Genomic DNA, 16,035 nt, shown 5'->3' with positions numbered 1-16,035 from the left:
GTATCGTAAAATAAAAATTTAGCTAATGAAGAGTCACTACTCTTCGTCTTTTGTTTCTTTTTGCGTCTTTTCCACATTGCGCTGATAGGCCTGAATCTGGCGTTCCAACTCACGTTCGATCGCTGGTTCTGGCGCATATTTCTCTTCCCAGTCATCTGGTTTTAGGATTTTATGAGTCACGGGATCAAAATGCGCTTTTCCATCTGGGAAAATTTTCCCCATATTGGCCTGATGGACAATATCAAAAATCCGCTCGGGATCGACTCCCATCAAGACAAAGCTACCATATGTAAAGTAGAGCATGTCGATCAGGGCATCGACTTGCCCAACCAAGGAAATTTCGGCCTCTCGCTTGCTTCGTACCTTGGCAGCAGCCTTATCTAAAGCCTCGTGCATTCTAGCCATCGACTGATCAAATTCTTCCTCTGAAGAGCTGGCAGCTCTGAGAAATTCAACTACCTCTTCCAACTTGAAGTCAGCACGATGCCGAGCTTCCTCTGGTGTCCAAGCGATGGGTTCTTCCTGCGTAGACTCATCCATGACACCATGGAAGGTCTTGACCTTATTGAAGTGGTGATCGCGGGATACAAAGACTTTCTCGCTGGCCAAAATACCGAAATGTTCCAGCGCCCGATGAATCCCATCCTGACTATTGCTGCTAGTCGTATGCTTGGCTACTTCCTTGACAGAGCTGGTCCCATTTCCCATGGCAATAGACAAGCCAACTCCCGACAGCATTTCCAAGTCATTGTCTGAATCTCCGAAGGCCATGACCTGATGGATATCAAAGCCGTATTCTTGACCAACTAGACGAATCCCCTCCAGCTTGGACATCCCTTGATTGATAATGTCCGCCGCATAGGGGCTCGAACGAGTAAATTTCAAATGGGGAAAATCCGCTTCAATTTTTTCACTCTCAGCCGGATCCGCCAAAATCAGCACTTGATAAATAGGCTCTTGAATCAATTTCAACAGGTCTTCTTCATGCTGAGGCAGGGCCTTACTCACAATCTTGTTAAAACCACAGCTCACCGTCCGAGTCATGCTCCTAGGGATAAACTGGGTTGCCCACTGAGAAAAGGAACTCATACCAAAGGTCATAATTTTTGAACCTTGCATGGCCTGTTCTGTCCCCAAGGAAATCTCTTTCCGGTGCTCCTTGGCATAGGCAATCAAATCACGCAGGCTCTGCTTATCAATCGGTGTGGCAGAAATAACCCTGTCCTTTGAAAAAATATACTGACCATTGTAGGTGACAGCAAAGTCTAAATCCAGCTTATCCATAAAAGGCTTGACAAAGAAGGGGCCGCGGCCTGTCGCTAAACCGACCAAAATCCCTTGTTCTTGCAAACTCTTAATGGCGGCCTCTGTCGATTTCAAGACGGTTCGACTGTCATTAATCAAGGTTCCATCGATATCGAAAAAGACGGCTTTTATTTCCATTGATTTTCTCATTCTTTCCTTTTATGATACAATAAATTATAACACAATTCACGGAGAAGCACATCTATGAATAAGCAGATTTTAGTTTTACATACTGGTGGCACCATTTCCATGCAGGCTGACGGAAGCGGTGCTGTCAATAGCAGCCAAGACAATCCCATGAACCATGTGGCAGTTCCCTTAGATGGTATTGAAGTAACGGTCGTTGATTTCTTCAACGTTCCCAGCCCTCACATCACTCCCCAGCACATGCTGGAACTCTACCAAAAGATCAAGGCTGACGCTGACCAATACGATGGAGTAGTCATTACCCACGGAACCGATACTCTGGAGGAAACAGCCTACTTCCTTGATACCATGGAACTGCCTGATATCCCTGTCGTTTTGACCGGAGCTATGAGAAGTTCAAATGAACTCGGCAGTGACGGAGTTTATAACTACCTGACTGCTTTGCGGGTGGCCAGTGACCAGAAAGCTCGTGGCAAGGGTGTCCTCGTCGTCATGAATGATGAAGTCCATGCTGCCAAGTATGTCACCAAAACCCACACCACCAATGTCAGCACCTTTCAAACTCCGACACACGGTCCTCTGGGCCTCGTTATGAAGCAGGAAATCCTCTACTTTAAAACAGCGGAGCCCCGCGTCCGCTTTGATCTGACTAGCATTTCGGGACTGGTACCCATCATTCCAGCCTATGCCGGTATGAAAACAGAACTGCTTGATATGCTGGATTGGCAAAAGCTAGACGGTCTCATCATCGAAGCCTTTGGCGCAGGCAATCTGCCAAAAGAAACTGCGGAAACATTAACAGAGATGGCAGAAGCTGGTCTCCCCATCGCTCTCGTTTCACGTTGTTTCAACGGTATTGCTGAACCTGTCTACGCCTATGAAGGCGGTGGTGTCAAGCTGCACCAAGCCGGAATCATGTTTGTCAAAGAGCTCAATGCACCGAAGGCTCGCATCAAGCTACTGATTGCCCTCAATGTCGGCCTAAGTGGTCAAGCATTAAGAGACTATATAGAAGGATAAAAAACCAAGCTTGTCTACTCGCTTGCTAGGCATTATTTCTTGATTTTCCTTTATAAATGCTGTATCCCTCGATATAAAGTCCATAAATATTCTTAGCCTTAAGCTAAGTTATAAACTGCAAAAAAAGACTCCGAAATCATAAATCGGAGTCTATTTTCTTGTTATTATGAATTTGGATCATCTAGACTGCGGCCATGAAGACCTTTCTCGCGCTGAACTTGGCGCAATTTTTCAGGCGTTACATCATTGCCATCCTCGTCAACAATCTTGATGCCTTCAATGTGATGGCGAACTGAGCGGCGGTAGCCTTCGATATACTCTTCACGAAGCTTGGCTTGCTCCACTTTTTCCTCAGCAGTTAAACCTTCCGTTTTTTTCTTTTTAGCCAGTTCGTTAATACGTTCAATTTTTTTAGGATCCATGATTCTACCTCTCTTACCTTTTATTTGGTATTAATCTGATTAAACTGCGCCAGCTGGCCGGCCTTGGCTGTCAAAGAAGCTAGGAGAGCTAGGCGATTGTTACGCACTGCCTCATCTTCTGCCATGACCATAGTATGGTCAAAGAAAGCATCGATAACTGGACTGAGAGCAAAGAGTTGGTCCAGATTGGCAGCTAAGTCAGGCGTCAGCCCCACTTTTTCAATGGCTGCAGCCAAGTCTTTTTCCTCTTGATTTTCAAAGAGGGCTGGATTGACAGCTGTCTGCCCTTGGGCTTTCTCAGCTAGATTGAAGACCCGAGATAGGCTTTCCACCGCTGACTTGAAGTTATCTTCCTGAGCTTTTTCTGCCAGAAGCCCAGCCGTTTCTACCAAATCGCGTACAACGAAGTGAGTGCTTTGAAGAACAGCCGTCACGATGTCTTTTGGAATGTTGCGATCCATCATTTTCTCAACACGGGCACGGAAGAAGTCTAGCACGGCCTCTTGGTTGTCATAGCTTAGGCTATCAAACTTGAGTTCGTAAAGTCGACCAAGAAGTTGAGCCAAGTCAATGTTCCAGCCAAACTTGTCCAAGATACGCACAACACCCTGAGTCGCACGGCGCAGCGCATAAGGGTCATTGGAACCGCTCGGAATCAAGCCAACTGAGAAGAAGGACAGAATAGTATCCAGCTTATCAGCCAGCGCCAAGACAGCACCGACCTTGGTGTCAGGCAATTCGCCATCGGCTGAAGTCGGCATATAGTGCTCCCGAATGGCAGCTGCCACTGCAGCATTCTCACCAGCCAGAAGAGCATACTTTTCACCCATAATACCTTGCAGCTCATCAAATTCCCCAACCATGCCAGTCAGCAAGTCAAACTTATAAATAGCCGCTGCACGAGCCAAATCAGCTGTCTCATCAGCATCCAAGCCTGCTTCTTGCGCCAAGAGAGCAGCAATCTTGCCAGTCCGCTCCATGTGCTCTGCCAGAGAGCCAATCTTTTCGTGGAAGGTCACATTGCTCAGCTTTTCAACCAAGTCGGCAATAGCTAGTTTTTGGTCTTCCCGCCAGAAGAATTCCCCATCTTCCAGACGAGCCACCAAGACTTTCTCATTCCCCTTGATGACATTTTCCAAATGCTCTGCATTTCCGTTACGGACAGAGATAAAGTGCGGCAAAAGCTTGCCTTCAGCATCGCGCACAACAAAGTAACGCTGGTGCTCTTTCATGGAAGTTACCAAGACTTCTTCTGGCACCTCTAAGTATTTAGCATCAAAATTACCCAAGAAAGCAGTTGGATATTCTACCAGATTCAACACTTCATTGAGCAAGTCTTCGTCAATCTCGATAGAAACACCGTGCTCCTGCTCTAACGCCCGAATCTGTTCGATAATCATCTTTTCCCGCTCAATAGGACTGGCAATGACAAACTGAGCACGCAGGTCATCTTCATAAGAATTTGCAGAAGCAATCTCCGTTTCCTGACCTAAGAAGCGGTGTCCACGGCTGGTACGACCGCTCTTGATGTCCAAGAAATCCAAATCAAAGACTTGCTCATCTAAGAGCACAGTCAAGGTGTGGACTGGGCGGATGTATTCAAAGGTGTTGTTGGCCCAGTGCATGCTGACAGGGAAGGTCAAAGCTTGCAGAACTTCCGTCACTGCTGGGATGATTTCCTCTACCGGGCGGCCGACCTCTTCCTTAGTCACATAGACGTATTCTTCGCCCTTGATTTCGCGGAAAGTAATGTCCTCAACCGTCAAGCCCTTGCCACGAACAAATCCTTCAGCAGCCTTGGTAAAGTTGCCATCTGCATCCAGAGCAATTTTCTTAGAAGGGCCTTTGAAATCTTCTGTCAGATCAGACTGCTTGTCCGCCAAGCCAACTACGCGCACTGCCAAACGACGAGGCGTTGAGAACATTTCAATTTTCTCAAAGGTCAGACGATGGTCTGTAAGGAAGGCTCCCATCTTGTCGCGCAGCTGCTTCATGCTCGGTGTCACGACATAGGCTGGCATTTCCTCCAAGCCTAATTCAACTAATAAATTTTTTACCATGATTATTCTCCCTCCTCTGCCAAGAGTTTCTCGCGAGTCTCTGCATCCAAAAGTGGGTAGCCTAGACGCTTGCGCTCAGCCACAAAGGTCTTGGCCACGACACGCGCCAGATTACGAATACGAGCAATATAACCAGCCCGCTCTGTCACAGATACGGCTCCACGCGCATCCAAGAGGTTAAAAGTATGCGAGCATTTGAGAACATAGTCATAGGCCGGGTGCACCAGATGCTCGTCCAGACAGCGCTTAGCTTCCGCTTCAAACTTCTCAAAATTCCCCAGGAGCAAGTCTTGGTCGCTGACCTCAAAGCTGTATTTAGAATGCTCATACTCAGGATGAGTGAAAATTTCACCGTACTTAACACCATCAGCCCACTCAATGTCGTAAACTGAGTCCACTTCTTGGATATAAGAAGCCAGACGCTCCAGACCATAAGTCACCTCAGCTGTCACCGGTTGAGTTGGCAGACCTCCGACCTGCTGGAAGTAAGTGAACTGCGTGATTTCCATACCATCCAGCCAGACTTCCCAGCCCAGACCAGCTGAACCAGTTGACGGATTTTCCCAGTTATCCTCAACAAAGCGGATGTCGTGCTCCAGCGGATTGATGCCCAAGAGCTCCAAAGACTGCAAGTAAAGTTCTTGGATATTGCTTGGAGATGGCTTCATGACCACCTGAAATTGATGGTGCTGATAAAGACGGTTGGGATTTTCCCCATAACGGCCATCTGCTGGCCGACGAGACGGCTCTACATAGGCCGCGTTCCAAGGCTCAGGCCCAATAGCTCTCAGGAAGGTATAGGGACTCATCGTTCCCGCCCCCTTCTCATTATCATAAGCTTGCATGAGCATACAGCCTTGGTCATTCCAGAACTGCTGTAAAGTCAAGATAATTTCTTGAAAGGTAAGTTTCTTAGACATTAGTTACTCCTTTAGTTTCTTGAGATTCTTGCGAAGCGTTCAAAAGGGAACGATTATTTCCCTTTTGAAAAGCTAGTACATCGCCTAGACAAACCGCCCCATAGCGGTTGTCGTTAGTCAATCGAACCTTTAGGTTCGCAATTGACTTTGGCGAGGTGAAAGGTTAATTTCTTAGACATTTGTTACTCCTTTAGTTTGTTTATATCTCTTTGTCTATTATTTTCTGCTGTATGAACCAATCCAACAAGGGAAGTGTTTTATCTGTATTCGTCCAACGATGATAAGAATCACAGACCGCTTGCACACTGCCTAGATTTTCTACTAACTTGTCAACTGTCAAAAAACTGCGCCAGTATTCGTAAAAAATACTAGCATAATTCCCTTGATAAGTTGAAGTGCCAAAATCATTCAATGAGTGCCAACCGTGCTTTTTCTGAAAGAGCTTTACGAGAGACTGATTACAAGCTTTTTCCACTCGAAATTCCTCATTTGTAAAGAAATACTTGCGACTAATATACTCAGCCATCCCTTCTTCAAACCAGATATAGGCACCGTATCCATCAAAGTCATCTGAAAAATGCTCCGAACAATGAGCTAACTCATGGCCCACAATCTGCAAGAGAGAATTTTCAGACAAAGACTGATAGTGGTTGGCTATTGCTTGAGTTTGGTGAGAGGACTCGTAATTCTCCAACTGAAGGAGATACAAATCTTTCCAAACCGTCAACTCGGGAGTCATAACCATCCGCTTATCATTTGTATAAGCCGGCACAGGAATTTCCCGAATGATCTGCGTAGCAGAATCAAAATCGGACCAAATGATGGCTTGCGGCAAGTCATAAACCGCAAACTCGTCTTTCAAAAAAGCTAGATAGTCCTGCAACTTTGCGGCATTCTTTGCGACGAAACCTCGAAAAGCTGCTAATTGGTTCTCGTCTTTTACAAGATAAAGGTTCTCCACGAATCTCCTTTCTTTCGAACAATAGGCTCAGTAAGCAAAAGAACCACATCCGACAGTCCTAGGCTATGCGACCTAGGGGCGTCAAGACGCGGTTCCACCCTAATTTATTACTTCATTACGTTTAAAAATGTTAACCGAAAGCGCCATCCGCACTGCTTCCCTATCTGGCTCCCACCCACCCAGACTCGCTAAAAAGTAGATAATGAGAATTCTTCCTAAAAAAGATTATAACAGAAAATAGATGCTTTGTAAAATACTTCTTGAGCTTCAGCTATAAATTCTTCCTATACAGATTTGCTTTCTATCAATCTAGTAGATAAGCATTTTCATAGAAATTTTCAACAATTTCCATATATTAACCTAGTTATATTGATAATCTAATCTTCATCTAATTATTTAGTGAGAAGAAAGGATAAAAAAAGACTGATATAACAGCGTTTTTCACTAGAAATAGAATTTGAAAATCTTTGTTGCTTTGACTCAGGTACTTGCATTTTTCATGAAAACGTTTTATAATAATAGTTAGCCTTAAAGTTTTCTTAAACTTAAGTCAAACATTTTATAAGGAGGAAAAACAATAATGAGTATTGGAATCATTATTGCCAGCCACGGTGAATTTGCTGCCGGCATTCATCAGTCAGGTTCTATGATTTTTGGTGAGCAAGAAAAAGTTCAAGTTGTAACTTTCATGCCAAACGAAGGTCCTGATGATCTGTATGCAAAATTCAATGACGCAGTGGCTTCGTTTGATGCGGACGATGAGGTATTGGTCTTGGCTGACCTTTGGAGCGGGTCTCCATTTAACCAAGCTAGCCGTGTCATGGGTGAAAATCCAGACCGCAAGTTCGCGATTATTACAGGTTTGAACCTGCCTATGCTAATTCAAGCCTACACAGAGCGCATGATGGATGCAAACGCTGGCGTAGATGCTGTCGTTGCAAATATCATCAAGGAAGCTAAGGAAGGCGTAAAAGCACTTCCAGAAGAGCTGAATCCAGTCCTAGAAAGCGCTGCTCCTGCTGCTGCACCAGTTACTCAATCAGCTATCCCAGAAGGAACTGTTATCGGAGACGGCAAGCTCAAAATCAACCTTGCTCGTATCGATACTCGTTTGTTGCACGGACAAGTTGCAACAGCTTGGACTCCAGATTCAAAAGCAGACCGTATCATCGTTGCTTCTGACTCAGTAGCTAAAGATGAACTTCGTAAAGAGCTCATCAAACAAGCTGCACCTGGTAATGTTAAAGCAAACGTTGTTCCAATTGATAAGCTGATTGCTGTTTCAAAAGATCCACGCTTTGGTAATACGCACGCTCTTATCTTATTTGAAACTCCACAAGATGCCCTACGCGCTATCGAAGGCGGTGTGCCAATCAAGACTCTCAACGTCGGCTCAATGGCTCACTCAACTGGTAAGACAATGGTCAACAACGTTCTGTCAATGGACAAGGACGACGTAGCTACTTACGAAAAATTGCGTGATCTCGGAGTTGAATTCGACGTACGTAAAGTACCAAATGACTCTAAGAAAGATTTGTTTGACTTAATTAACAAAGCCAACGTTCAATAATCTTAAACGTTTCGCTCTCATATTATTATGAAAGGATTTAAAACATGTCTATTATTTCTATGGTTTTAGTAGTCTTTGTTGCCTTCTTAGCTGGTCTAGAAGGTATCTTGGACCAATTCCAATTCCACCAACCGCTGGTTGCTTGTACCTTGATTGGACTGGTAACTGGTAATTTGGCAGCCGGTGTTATGCTTGGTGGCTCTCTCCAGCTGATCGCTCTTGGCTGGGCTAATATCGGAGCTGCTGTAGCACCTGATGCTGCCCTCGCTTCTGTTGCCGCTGCTATCATCATGGTACTGGGTGGAGACTTCTCAAGCAAAGGAATTGCTGTAGCACAAGGTGTTGCAATTCCACTTGCTGTTGCTGGTCTCTTCTTAACTATGATTGTCCGTACTTTGTCAGTCGGTTTGGTTCACGGTGCAGATGCTGCTGCGAAAAAAGGAGACATCAAAGGCGTTGAACGCGCTCACTTTATCGCTCTCTTCATGCAAGGAGCACGTATTGCTATCCCTGCAGCACTTCTTTTGATGATTCCTGCTGAGTCCGTTAAAGCTGCTCTTGAAGCTATGCCAGCTTGGCTATCAGAAGGGATGCAAATTGGTGGTGGTATGGTCGTAGCTGTTGGTTATGCCATGGTTATCAACATGATGGCAACTCGTGAAGTATGGCCATTCTTCGCTATTGGTTTCGCTTTAGCTGCTGTCAGCGAACTCACTCTGATTGCTCTTGGTGCAATTGGTGTCGCTATCGCTCTCATCTACCTTACCCTGTCTAAAAAAGGCGGAAATGGTGGCGGTGGAGCAACAGCTTCATCTAACGATCCAATCGGCGATATCCTAGAAGACTACTAAGAAAGGAGACACACTATCATGACAGAATTAAATACTGTAAAACCTGATGAGTCAGGAAAATTGACTCTTTCAAAGGCTGACCGTCAAAAAGTTTGGTGGCGTTCTACTTTCTTGCAAGGTTCTTGGAACTACGAACGTATGCAAAACTTGGGCTGGGCTTATTCACTGATTCCAGCTATTAAGAAGCTTTATACTAAAAAAGAAGATCAAGCTGCTGCTCTTGAGCGTCACTTGGAATTCTTCAACACTCACCCATATGTTGCAGCTCCAATCATCGGAGTTACACTTGCGCTTGAAGAAGAAAAAGCAAATGGTGCAGCAATTGACGATGCGGCTATCCAAGGGGTTAAAATCGGTATGATGGGACCTCTGGCTGGTATCGGAGACCCTGTCTTCTGGTTCACAGTTCGTCCTATCCTTGGAGCACTTGGGGCATCTCTTGCTTTGACTGGAAATATCATTGGCCCACTTATCTTCTTCTTAGCTTGGAATGCTATCCGGATGGCTTTCCTCTGGTACACACAAGAATTGGGCTACAAGGCTGGTTCTGAAATCACTAAGGACATGTCTGGTGGTATCCTCCAAGACATTACCAAAGGTGCTTCAATTCTAGGTATGTTTATCTTGGCTGTTCTGGTTGAGCGCTGGGTATCTATTAAGTTTGTCTTTAACGTTTCATCTGTTAAGCTAGATGATAAAGCATATATTCATTGGGACAAATTGTCTAGTGGCTATAAGGGTATCCAAGAAGCCTTTGCTCAAGTAGGGCAAGGACTATCTCAAACCCCTGAAAAAGTTACAACTTTCCAACAAAACTTGGATTCTTTGATTCCTGGTTTGATGGGACTGCTTCTAACTTTCGCTTGTATGTGGTTGCTTAAGAAGAAAGTATCCCCTATCACTATCATCATCGCCCTCTTTGTAGTTGGTGTGCTAGCTCACGTTGCTGGTTTGATGTAATTAAAAAGAAGGTTTCGGCCTTCTTTTTATTGTGGTATAATAGCTATAGTATTTAAAAGGGAGATGTTTTATGGCGCAATCGCAAAATAAATCGATTGAATTTCAAACGACAGGGGTTTCCTATCTGGGTTTAGGTGGCAAGGTTGGAAAGTTTTTAGTCGGTGATGTCGCACTGGAATTCTACGCTGATTCCAATGTAGAAGACTATATCCAGCTACCTTGGTCTAGCATCCAGCAGATCGGTGCCAATGTCTCTGGTAAAAATGTCAGTCGCCATTTTGAAGTGTTTACAGACAAGGGAAAGTTTCTCTTTGCCTCCAAGGACACTGGAAAGATTCTCAAAATTGCACGGCAACATATCGGGAATGAAAAGGTTGTCAAATTGCCTACCTTGATCCAAACAATTGGCCAATTCTTTAAAAATCTATTTGCAAAAAAATAGAAAATCCTGTATAATCTAGGAAACGGATAAGTAAGACTATCGCTTCTTTCAGAAAGTCTGCGGGTGCTGCGAGCAGATAGGAGCCTAGTGTGAAATTCTACCGTTGCAATACAACTACATACATAATCAAGTGCACACCTGTGAAGTTGGATGGAACCGCGGCCTAGCCGCTCCAACAGTTTCCTCGGTGTGCTTTTATTTTTTGGAGGTTTTATGTTAGATTTAAAACGTATTCGGACAGACTTTGATGCTGTCGCAGAGAAATTAGCTACCCGTGGCGTAGCAGCTGATGTGCTCAATCAAATGAAGGAAATTGATGAGCAACGACGTGATTTGTTGGTAAAAGTAGAAAATCTCAAAGCAGAACGCAACACCGTTTCTGCAGAGATTGCCCAAGCTAAGCGCAACAAAGAAAATGCAGATGATAAGATTGCAGCCATGCAAAAACTATCTGCTGAAATCAAGGACTTGGATGCTACTTTGGCTGAATTAGATGCTAAGTTGACCGAGTTCACCACAACCCTGCCAAATATTCCGCACGATAGCGTGCCAGTCGGGGCAGACGAGGATGACAATGTAGAGGTCCGCCGCTGGGGTACACCGCGCCAATTTGACTTTGAAGCTAAGGCTCACTGGGATTTGGGCGAAGACTTGGATATTCTGGACTGGGAACGTGGCGCAAAAGTTACGGGAGCCCGCTTCCTCTTCTACAAAGGCTTAGGAGCTAGACTAGAGCGTGCTATCTACAACTTCATGCTGGATGAGCATGGCAAAGAAGGCTATACAGAAGTCATCACTCCCTATATGGTCAACCATGACTCTATGTTTGGTACCGGGCAATATCCTAAGTTCAAAGAAGATACTTTTGAACTGAGCGACACTAACTTCGTGCTTATTCCGACTGCTGAAGTTCCGCTGACCAACTATTATCGAGACGAAATTCTAGACGGTAAAGAATTGCCAATCTACTTCACAGCTATGAGCCCATCATTCCGCTCTGAAGCCGGTTCTGCCGGTCGTGACACGCGCGGTCTGATCCGCCTGCACCAATTCCACAAGGTTGAAATGGTAAAATTTGCCAAGCCAGAAGAATCTTATGAAGAGCTAGAAAAGATGACTGCCAATGCAGAAAACATCCTACAAAAGCTCAATCTGCCTTACCGCGTTGTTGCCCTTTCTACTGGCGACATGGGCTTCTCAGCTGCTAAAACCTACGACTTGGAAGTTTGGATTCCTGCTCAGAACACCTACCGTGAAATCTCTAGCTGCTCTAACACGGAAGATTTCCAAGCTCGTCGAGCTCAAATCCGCTACCGTGACGAAGCAGATGGCAAGGTCAAACTCCTTCATACTCTCAACGGTTCTGGACTTGCTGTCGGACGCACAGTGGCTGCTATCTTAGAAAATTACCAAAACGAAGATGGCTCTGTAACCATTCCTGAAGTCCTACGTCCGTACATGGGTGGTTTGGAAGTCATCGCACCAAAATGAACAATGAAAGGTCCGAAACAAATCGGACCTTTTCTTATTCTACTTGAGGAGAAATCCAACAGTTCAAAAAAATAAACGAAATATAGGATTTTCCACTTTAAAAGAGAGTGGGACAGAAATCGGTCATTCGTTAGAATTCGATTTCGTCGTCCCACCTCCGCACAGTTGAGTAGGGCTGTAAAAGCTGATGAAATCAGCGTAGTAGAGCCCACTCAGCCACTGCTTCTTGCTCGACAATCCAAAGACAATTGAGAGGCTAGGACTTTTGTCCCAGCCTCTTTTCTGTTACTTAACGTGACTTGCTAACTCTTCTTGAGCTTTTTTAGTTGATTCTTCTTTTTCTTTTTCCCATTTTTTCAAAGCTTTTTGATAATCAGCTACTGTCAGAACCTTATCTTGAAGCTCCATTCCCTTAAATACATAGGTATCGCCCTTGATACCTACATAAGAGTAGGCTTTGGTAAATGGTACGACCTTTTGAACCATTGGTGACGCACCTGCAGAAATAGATGGGATCACAATAGAACTATCTGTTAACCAAGCCTGCGCTGCTGCATACTTGGTATAGCGAGCATTGGTATCTTGCTTTTCTGCATCTGCCTGATCCAAAAGCGCTTTGTAGTCCGTTAAACCAACCTTGGAAGCAAGGTCTTGGTTTTGGCCTTTTGTCAGACCAATATTGTCCAAGATATCCCCTGTCTCTGGGTTAAAGATATTCAAATAAGTCACTGGATCTTGATAGTCCGCTGACCAACCAGACATATTAAGGTCATAGTCCTTTTGGGCAGCTGTTTCCGCAAAGTAAGTAGAGTTATCAAAATCGTCTGATGACATTTGATGCACGTCAATCACAACGTTTTCTTGGCCTAGAGCTGCCTCAACAGATTGTTTGAAGGAATTGGTCCGCTGCACCATGATTTTATCAGTTTGGTCAACTGGTACATCTAGATGAATCGGGAATTCAACTCCCTGTGCTTGCAAAGCTTCTTTCGCCTTAGCAAATTCTGCCTTGGCCTTATCTGGGTTGTAAATGCTGTCTTGAGCATCAGCTAATTTGACACCTTGCCATTCATCGCCATAAGAAGCCAACTGTGATTCAACGACATCCGAGAAGTCCTTGCCATCTACTTGCACAAAACTAGGAGGGACAAGCAAGCTTCTGATGATCTTCGTTGCTCCTTCATTACCATTCATCTGGGCACCAAAGGATTTACGGTCAAAAGCAAAGTTGATTGCTTGACGGAAGTCTTTATTTTGAATTGCTTCTTTGCTGGCAGCTTTTTGGGCATCTGTCTTAGAAGTGTGGCTATAAGCCTGACGATTCAAGTTAAAGGCATAGAAATAGCTAGTTGAGTTTTGTGGAGTAAAAATGATGTTGTCTTTGTATTTCTTTTCTACTGATGCGTAGTTTGAGCTAGTCGGATAGAGACGAGCTTGTGTGTAAGCACCATCAGTAAAGTTACGGATCAATGACTCTTGGTCAGAACCATCGTAGTAAGTCAACTTGACATCTTCAATCTTCACATTGTCCTTGTCCCAATAGTTTTGGTTTTTAGAATATTCGATAACAGACTTAGAAGTAAATGACTTTAATACATATGGACCATTGTAGAGGATACCGGAAGGTTTCACTGTACCAAAGTCTTTGCCTTCTTTCTTCAGAAATTCTTCGTTAATCGGGAAGAGAATGCCCATCGTTGTCTTAGAATTCCAGTAGCTTTCTGGCTGATTCAGAGTGTATTGAACTGTATAATCGTCGATCGCCTTGACACCTACAGTAGAGAAATCATTGCTTTCCCCTTTGATATAAGCATCTAGTCCCTTGATAGAGTTTTGCACGATTGGTAATGCTTCTGATTTTTCATCTGCAGCGTGCTTAAGCCCTGTGACAAAGTCTTGTGCCTTGACAGCAGCATATTCTTCACCTTCTGCTGTGTACCATTTAGCGTCCTTACGCAACTTATAAGTATAAGTTAGGCCATCTTTAGACACAGTCCAGTCTTCAGCCAATGAAGGAACAAGATTCCCATATTGATCATTTTCTAAAAGACCGTCGACCAAATTGGCAATAACGTCAGAAGTAGAGGAGCGATTGGAGTTTACATAATCCAATGTATCTGGATCTGTTCCATAGACATAAGAATATGTCTTTGCCGAGCTAGTGCTTGACTTGCCACAAGCAGCCAAGAATAGCGCTGATGCTGCAACCAAACCAGTAATAGCCAACCATTTAGATTTTTTCATGAGCAAATCTCCTTCTTTAGATTATGTATTATTATACATCATTTCCAGACAAAAACAAGTCTTATTTAAGAAAATTTTAAAATTCTATGCATTTTTCTTATTTTTATTGAAACAAAGTATAGGAAAATTTCTATGCATTTTCATATATTTTCATAAAAATGCAGAAAATCTTATAAATAAAAATTTGTTCAATATTTTACAAGGATTCTTGAATAGGATTATCAAAAATATCGGCTTTTTTATGTTACAATAGATTTATTACTAATCTAGGGGAAAGAAATGAAAAAACTTTTTGTATTCCTACTGCTATTCTTTAGCCTGATTGCCAAGCCTGTTCTGGCAGATGACTATGAAATTGCCGCTAAAAGCGCCATTGCTGTCGATGCAAACTCAGGAAAAATCCTCTATGAAAAGGAGGCTACAAGCCCACTAGAAGTCGGTGCTATTACTAACATTTTGACTGTTTATCTGGTTTACGAGGCCATTGCTGATGGCAAATTGAGCCTAGAAACTGAGGTTGATATTTCTGATTATGCTTACCAGCTGACAGTAAATCCATCTATCGCAAACTTGCCTCTGGAAGCGCGACGCTACAAGGTAAAGGACTTGCTGAATGCCTCTCTTTTGGCCAGTGCCAACAGCGCCACCATTGCTCTGGCAGAAAAAGTTGGTGGAAATGAGGAAAATTTTGTCAAGATGATGAAAGCCAAACTCAAAGAATGGAATATTTCTGATGCAACCATTGTAAATGCTACTGGTACGGATATTCGTTTACTAGATGGTTCGTTAGAAACTACCAATACCGAAGAGGAGGCCGCAGAGAATTCTAAAAGCAAGAAAAAACAAGAGACTGTCAATAAGTTCAGTGCTTATGATATAGCTGTGATTGCCTCACATCTGATCGATGACTACCCAGAGGTCCTTGGCATCACTTCCAAATCTCATGTGAATTTTGCAGGAATCCAACTAGAAAATCCCAACTTAATGTTGGAAGGCTCTCCTAGTTTTCGGACAGGAGTGAAGGGGTTGAAGACAGGAAGATCTGAGCAGAATGGTGTTTCATTTGTCGGCGTGACAAGTGAAAAAGGGATGCGATTGATTACAGTCGTTTTAGGGGTCGCACAGGAAGATAACGACCCTAATACCCGTTTTGGCGTTACATCTAGCCTAATGACCTACGTTACACAGAATTTCTCTCCGACAGTCTTAGTCAAAAAAGGTGAAAGATACAATAACTCTCAAGTAGCTGTTAGAGACAGCCAAGAAGATAAGGTCGCTGCAGTTGCTAGTGAGGACTTGGTAATCTTAGAACGGATAGCCAATCAGGCTGAACATAAAGTCACCTTTACTCCAAGTCGACAGGAGCTGCAGGCACCCTTGAAAAAGGGTAGTGTAGTGGGCACCCTCACTTATACAGATTCTGAGCCAATCGGCCAGGGCTACATCGAAAATAAGAAAACTTCTATTTCTATGATTACAGAAAAAAAGGTTGAAAAAGCTATCATTTTCAAAGTCTGGTGGAACGATTTTATCCGCTTTGTCAATGAGAAGTTATAAAAGAAATACCACGAATCAATTGATTCGTGGTATTTCTTTAGTTTATAAACGTTTAACGTAATCAAAAAAAGTTCTTTGAGAGTTG

The 16,035-nt window shown here is 43.8% G+C and carries 13 protein-coding genes; 7 read left to right on the top strand and 6 right to left on the bottom strand.

Translation table 11 applies throughout. From position 1 onward, the window contains the following. Positions 1–36: 36 nt before the first annotated feature. On the bottom strand, positions 37–1,443 hold the full coding sequence (locus O3644_RS01160) for a Cof-type HAD-IIB family hydrolase (RefSeq protein WP_371594848.1): 1,407 nt from the start codon (positions 1,441–1,443) through the stop codon (positions 37–39). 66 nt (positions 1,444–1,509) lie between these two features. On the opposite strand from O3644_RS01160, the gene O3644_RS01155 reads away from it, so the two are divergent. Then, positions 1,510–2,472: an asparaginase gene (locus O3644_RS01155; protein WP_371594847.1), complete on the top strand. Its 963-nt coding sequence runs from the start codon at positions 1,510–1,512 to the stop codon at positions 2,470–2,472. A gap of 164 nt (positions 2,473–2,636) precedes the next feature. Here O3644_RS01155 and O3644_RS01150 read toward each other — a convergent pair whose 3' ends face one another. The 4 genes from O3644_RS01150 to O3644_RS01135 all read right to left on the bottom strand — a co-directional run bounded on the left by O3644_RS01150 (position 2,637) and on the right by O3644_RS01135 (position 6,835). Next, positions 2,637–2,894, bottom strand: a complete 258-nt coding sequence (locus O3644_RS01150; RefSeq protein WP_039975732.1) for a DUF896 family protein — start codon at positions 2,892–2,894, stop codon at positions 2,637–2,639. A 20-nt stretch (positions 2,895–2,914) separates the two neighbouring features. Next, the gene (glyS, locus tag O3644_RS01145) at positions 2,915–4,954 is read right to left on the bottom strand and encodes a glycine--tRNA ligase subunit beta (protein WP_371594846.1); all 2,040 of its coding nucleotides are present in this window, start codon (positions 4,952–4,954) and stop codon (positions 2,915–2,917) included. Between the two features lie 2 nt (positions 4,955–4,956). Then, on the bottom strand, positions 4,957–5,874 hold the full coding sequence (gene glyQ, locus O3644_RS01140) for a glycine--tRNA ligase subunit alpha (protein ID WP_002893545.1): 918 nt from the start codon (positions 5,872–5,874) through the stop codon (positions 4,957–4,959). Between the two features lie 199 nt (positions 5,875–6,073). After that, on the bottom strand, positions 6,074–6,835 hold the full coding sequence (locus O3644_RS01135; RefSeq protein WP_371594845.1) for an elongation factor Tu: 762 nt from the start codon (positions 6,833–6,835) through the stop codon (positions 6,074–6,076). Positions 6,836–7,415: 580 nt separating this feature from the next. Here O3644_RS01135 and O3644_RS01130 point away from each other — a divergent pair. From O3644_RS01130 to serS, 5 genes are all read left to right on the top strand, one after another. Next, complete coding sequence (locus O3644_RS01130; protein ID WP_148887449.1) at positions 7,416–8,405, top strand: PTS sugar transporter subunit IIB; 990 nt, start codon at positions 7,416–7,418, stop codon at positions 8,403–8,405. A 44-nt stretch (positions 8,406–8,449) separates the two neighbouring features. After that, positions 8,450–9,256 carry a PTS mannose/fructose/sorbose transporter subunit IIC gene (locus O3644_RS01125; RefSeq protein ID WP_148887450.1) on the top strand — a complete coding sequence of 269 codons (807 nt, stop codon included), beginning with the start codon at positions 8,450–8,452 and terminating at the stop codon, positions 9,254–9,256. Between the two features lie 18 nt (positions 9,257–9,274). Next, the gene (locus tag O3644_RS01120; protein ID WP_002893579.1) at positions 9,275–10,216 is read left to right on the top strand and encodes a PTS system mannose/fructose/sorbose family transporter subunit IID; all 942 of its coding nucleotides are present in this window, start codon (positions 9,275–9,277) and stop codon (positions 10,214–10,216) included. A 70-nt stretch (positions 10,217–10,286) separates the two neighbouring features. Continuing rightward, entirely contained in the window at positions 10,287–10,658 is a 372-nt protein-coding gene (locus O3644_RS01115) for a DUF956 family protein (protein WP_288931169.1), read from the top strand. 213 nt (positions 10,659–10,871) lie between these two features. Continuing rightward, positions 10,872–12,149 carry a serine--tRNA ligase gene (serS, locus tag O3644_RS01110; RefSeq protein ID WP_125387382.1) on the top strand — a complete coding sequence of 426 codons (1,278 nt, stop codon included), beginning with the start codon at positions 10,872–10,874 and terminating at the stop codon, positions 12,147–12,149. A 285-nt stretch (positions 12,150–12,434) separates the two neighbouring features. Here the strand turns inward: serS and O3644_RS01105 are convergent, their stop codons facing one another. Next, on the bottom strand, positions 12,435–14,393 hold the full coding sequence (locus O3644_RS01105; RefSeq protein ID WP_371594844.1) for a peptide ABC transporter substrate-binding protein: 1,959 nt from the start codon (positions 14,391–14,393) through the stop codon (positions 12,435–12,437). A gap of 279 nt (positions 14,394–14,672) precedes the next feature. Here O3644_RS01105 and pbp3 point away from each other — a divergent pair, with 279 nt between their 5' ends. After that, the gene (gene pbp3, locus O3644_RS01100; RefSeq protein ID WP_371594843.1) at positions 14,673–15,950 is read left to right on the top strand and encodes a D-alanyl-D-alanine carboxypeptidase PBP3; all 1,278 of its coding nucleotides are present in this window, start codon (positions 14,673–14,675) and stop codon (positions 15,948–15,950) included. Positions 15,951–16,035: the final 85 nt, after the last annotated feature.

It is taken from the genome of Streptococcus sp. 27098_8_113, assembly GCF_041432545.1.
Lineage (GTDB): Bacteria > Bacillota > Bacilli > Lactobacillales > Streptococcaceae > Streptococcus.
The sequence above is the reverse complement of the archived record's forward strand: the minus strand, read 5'-3'. Positions and strand labels throughout refer to the sequence as shown.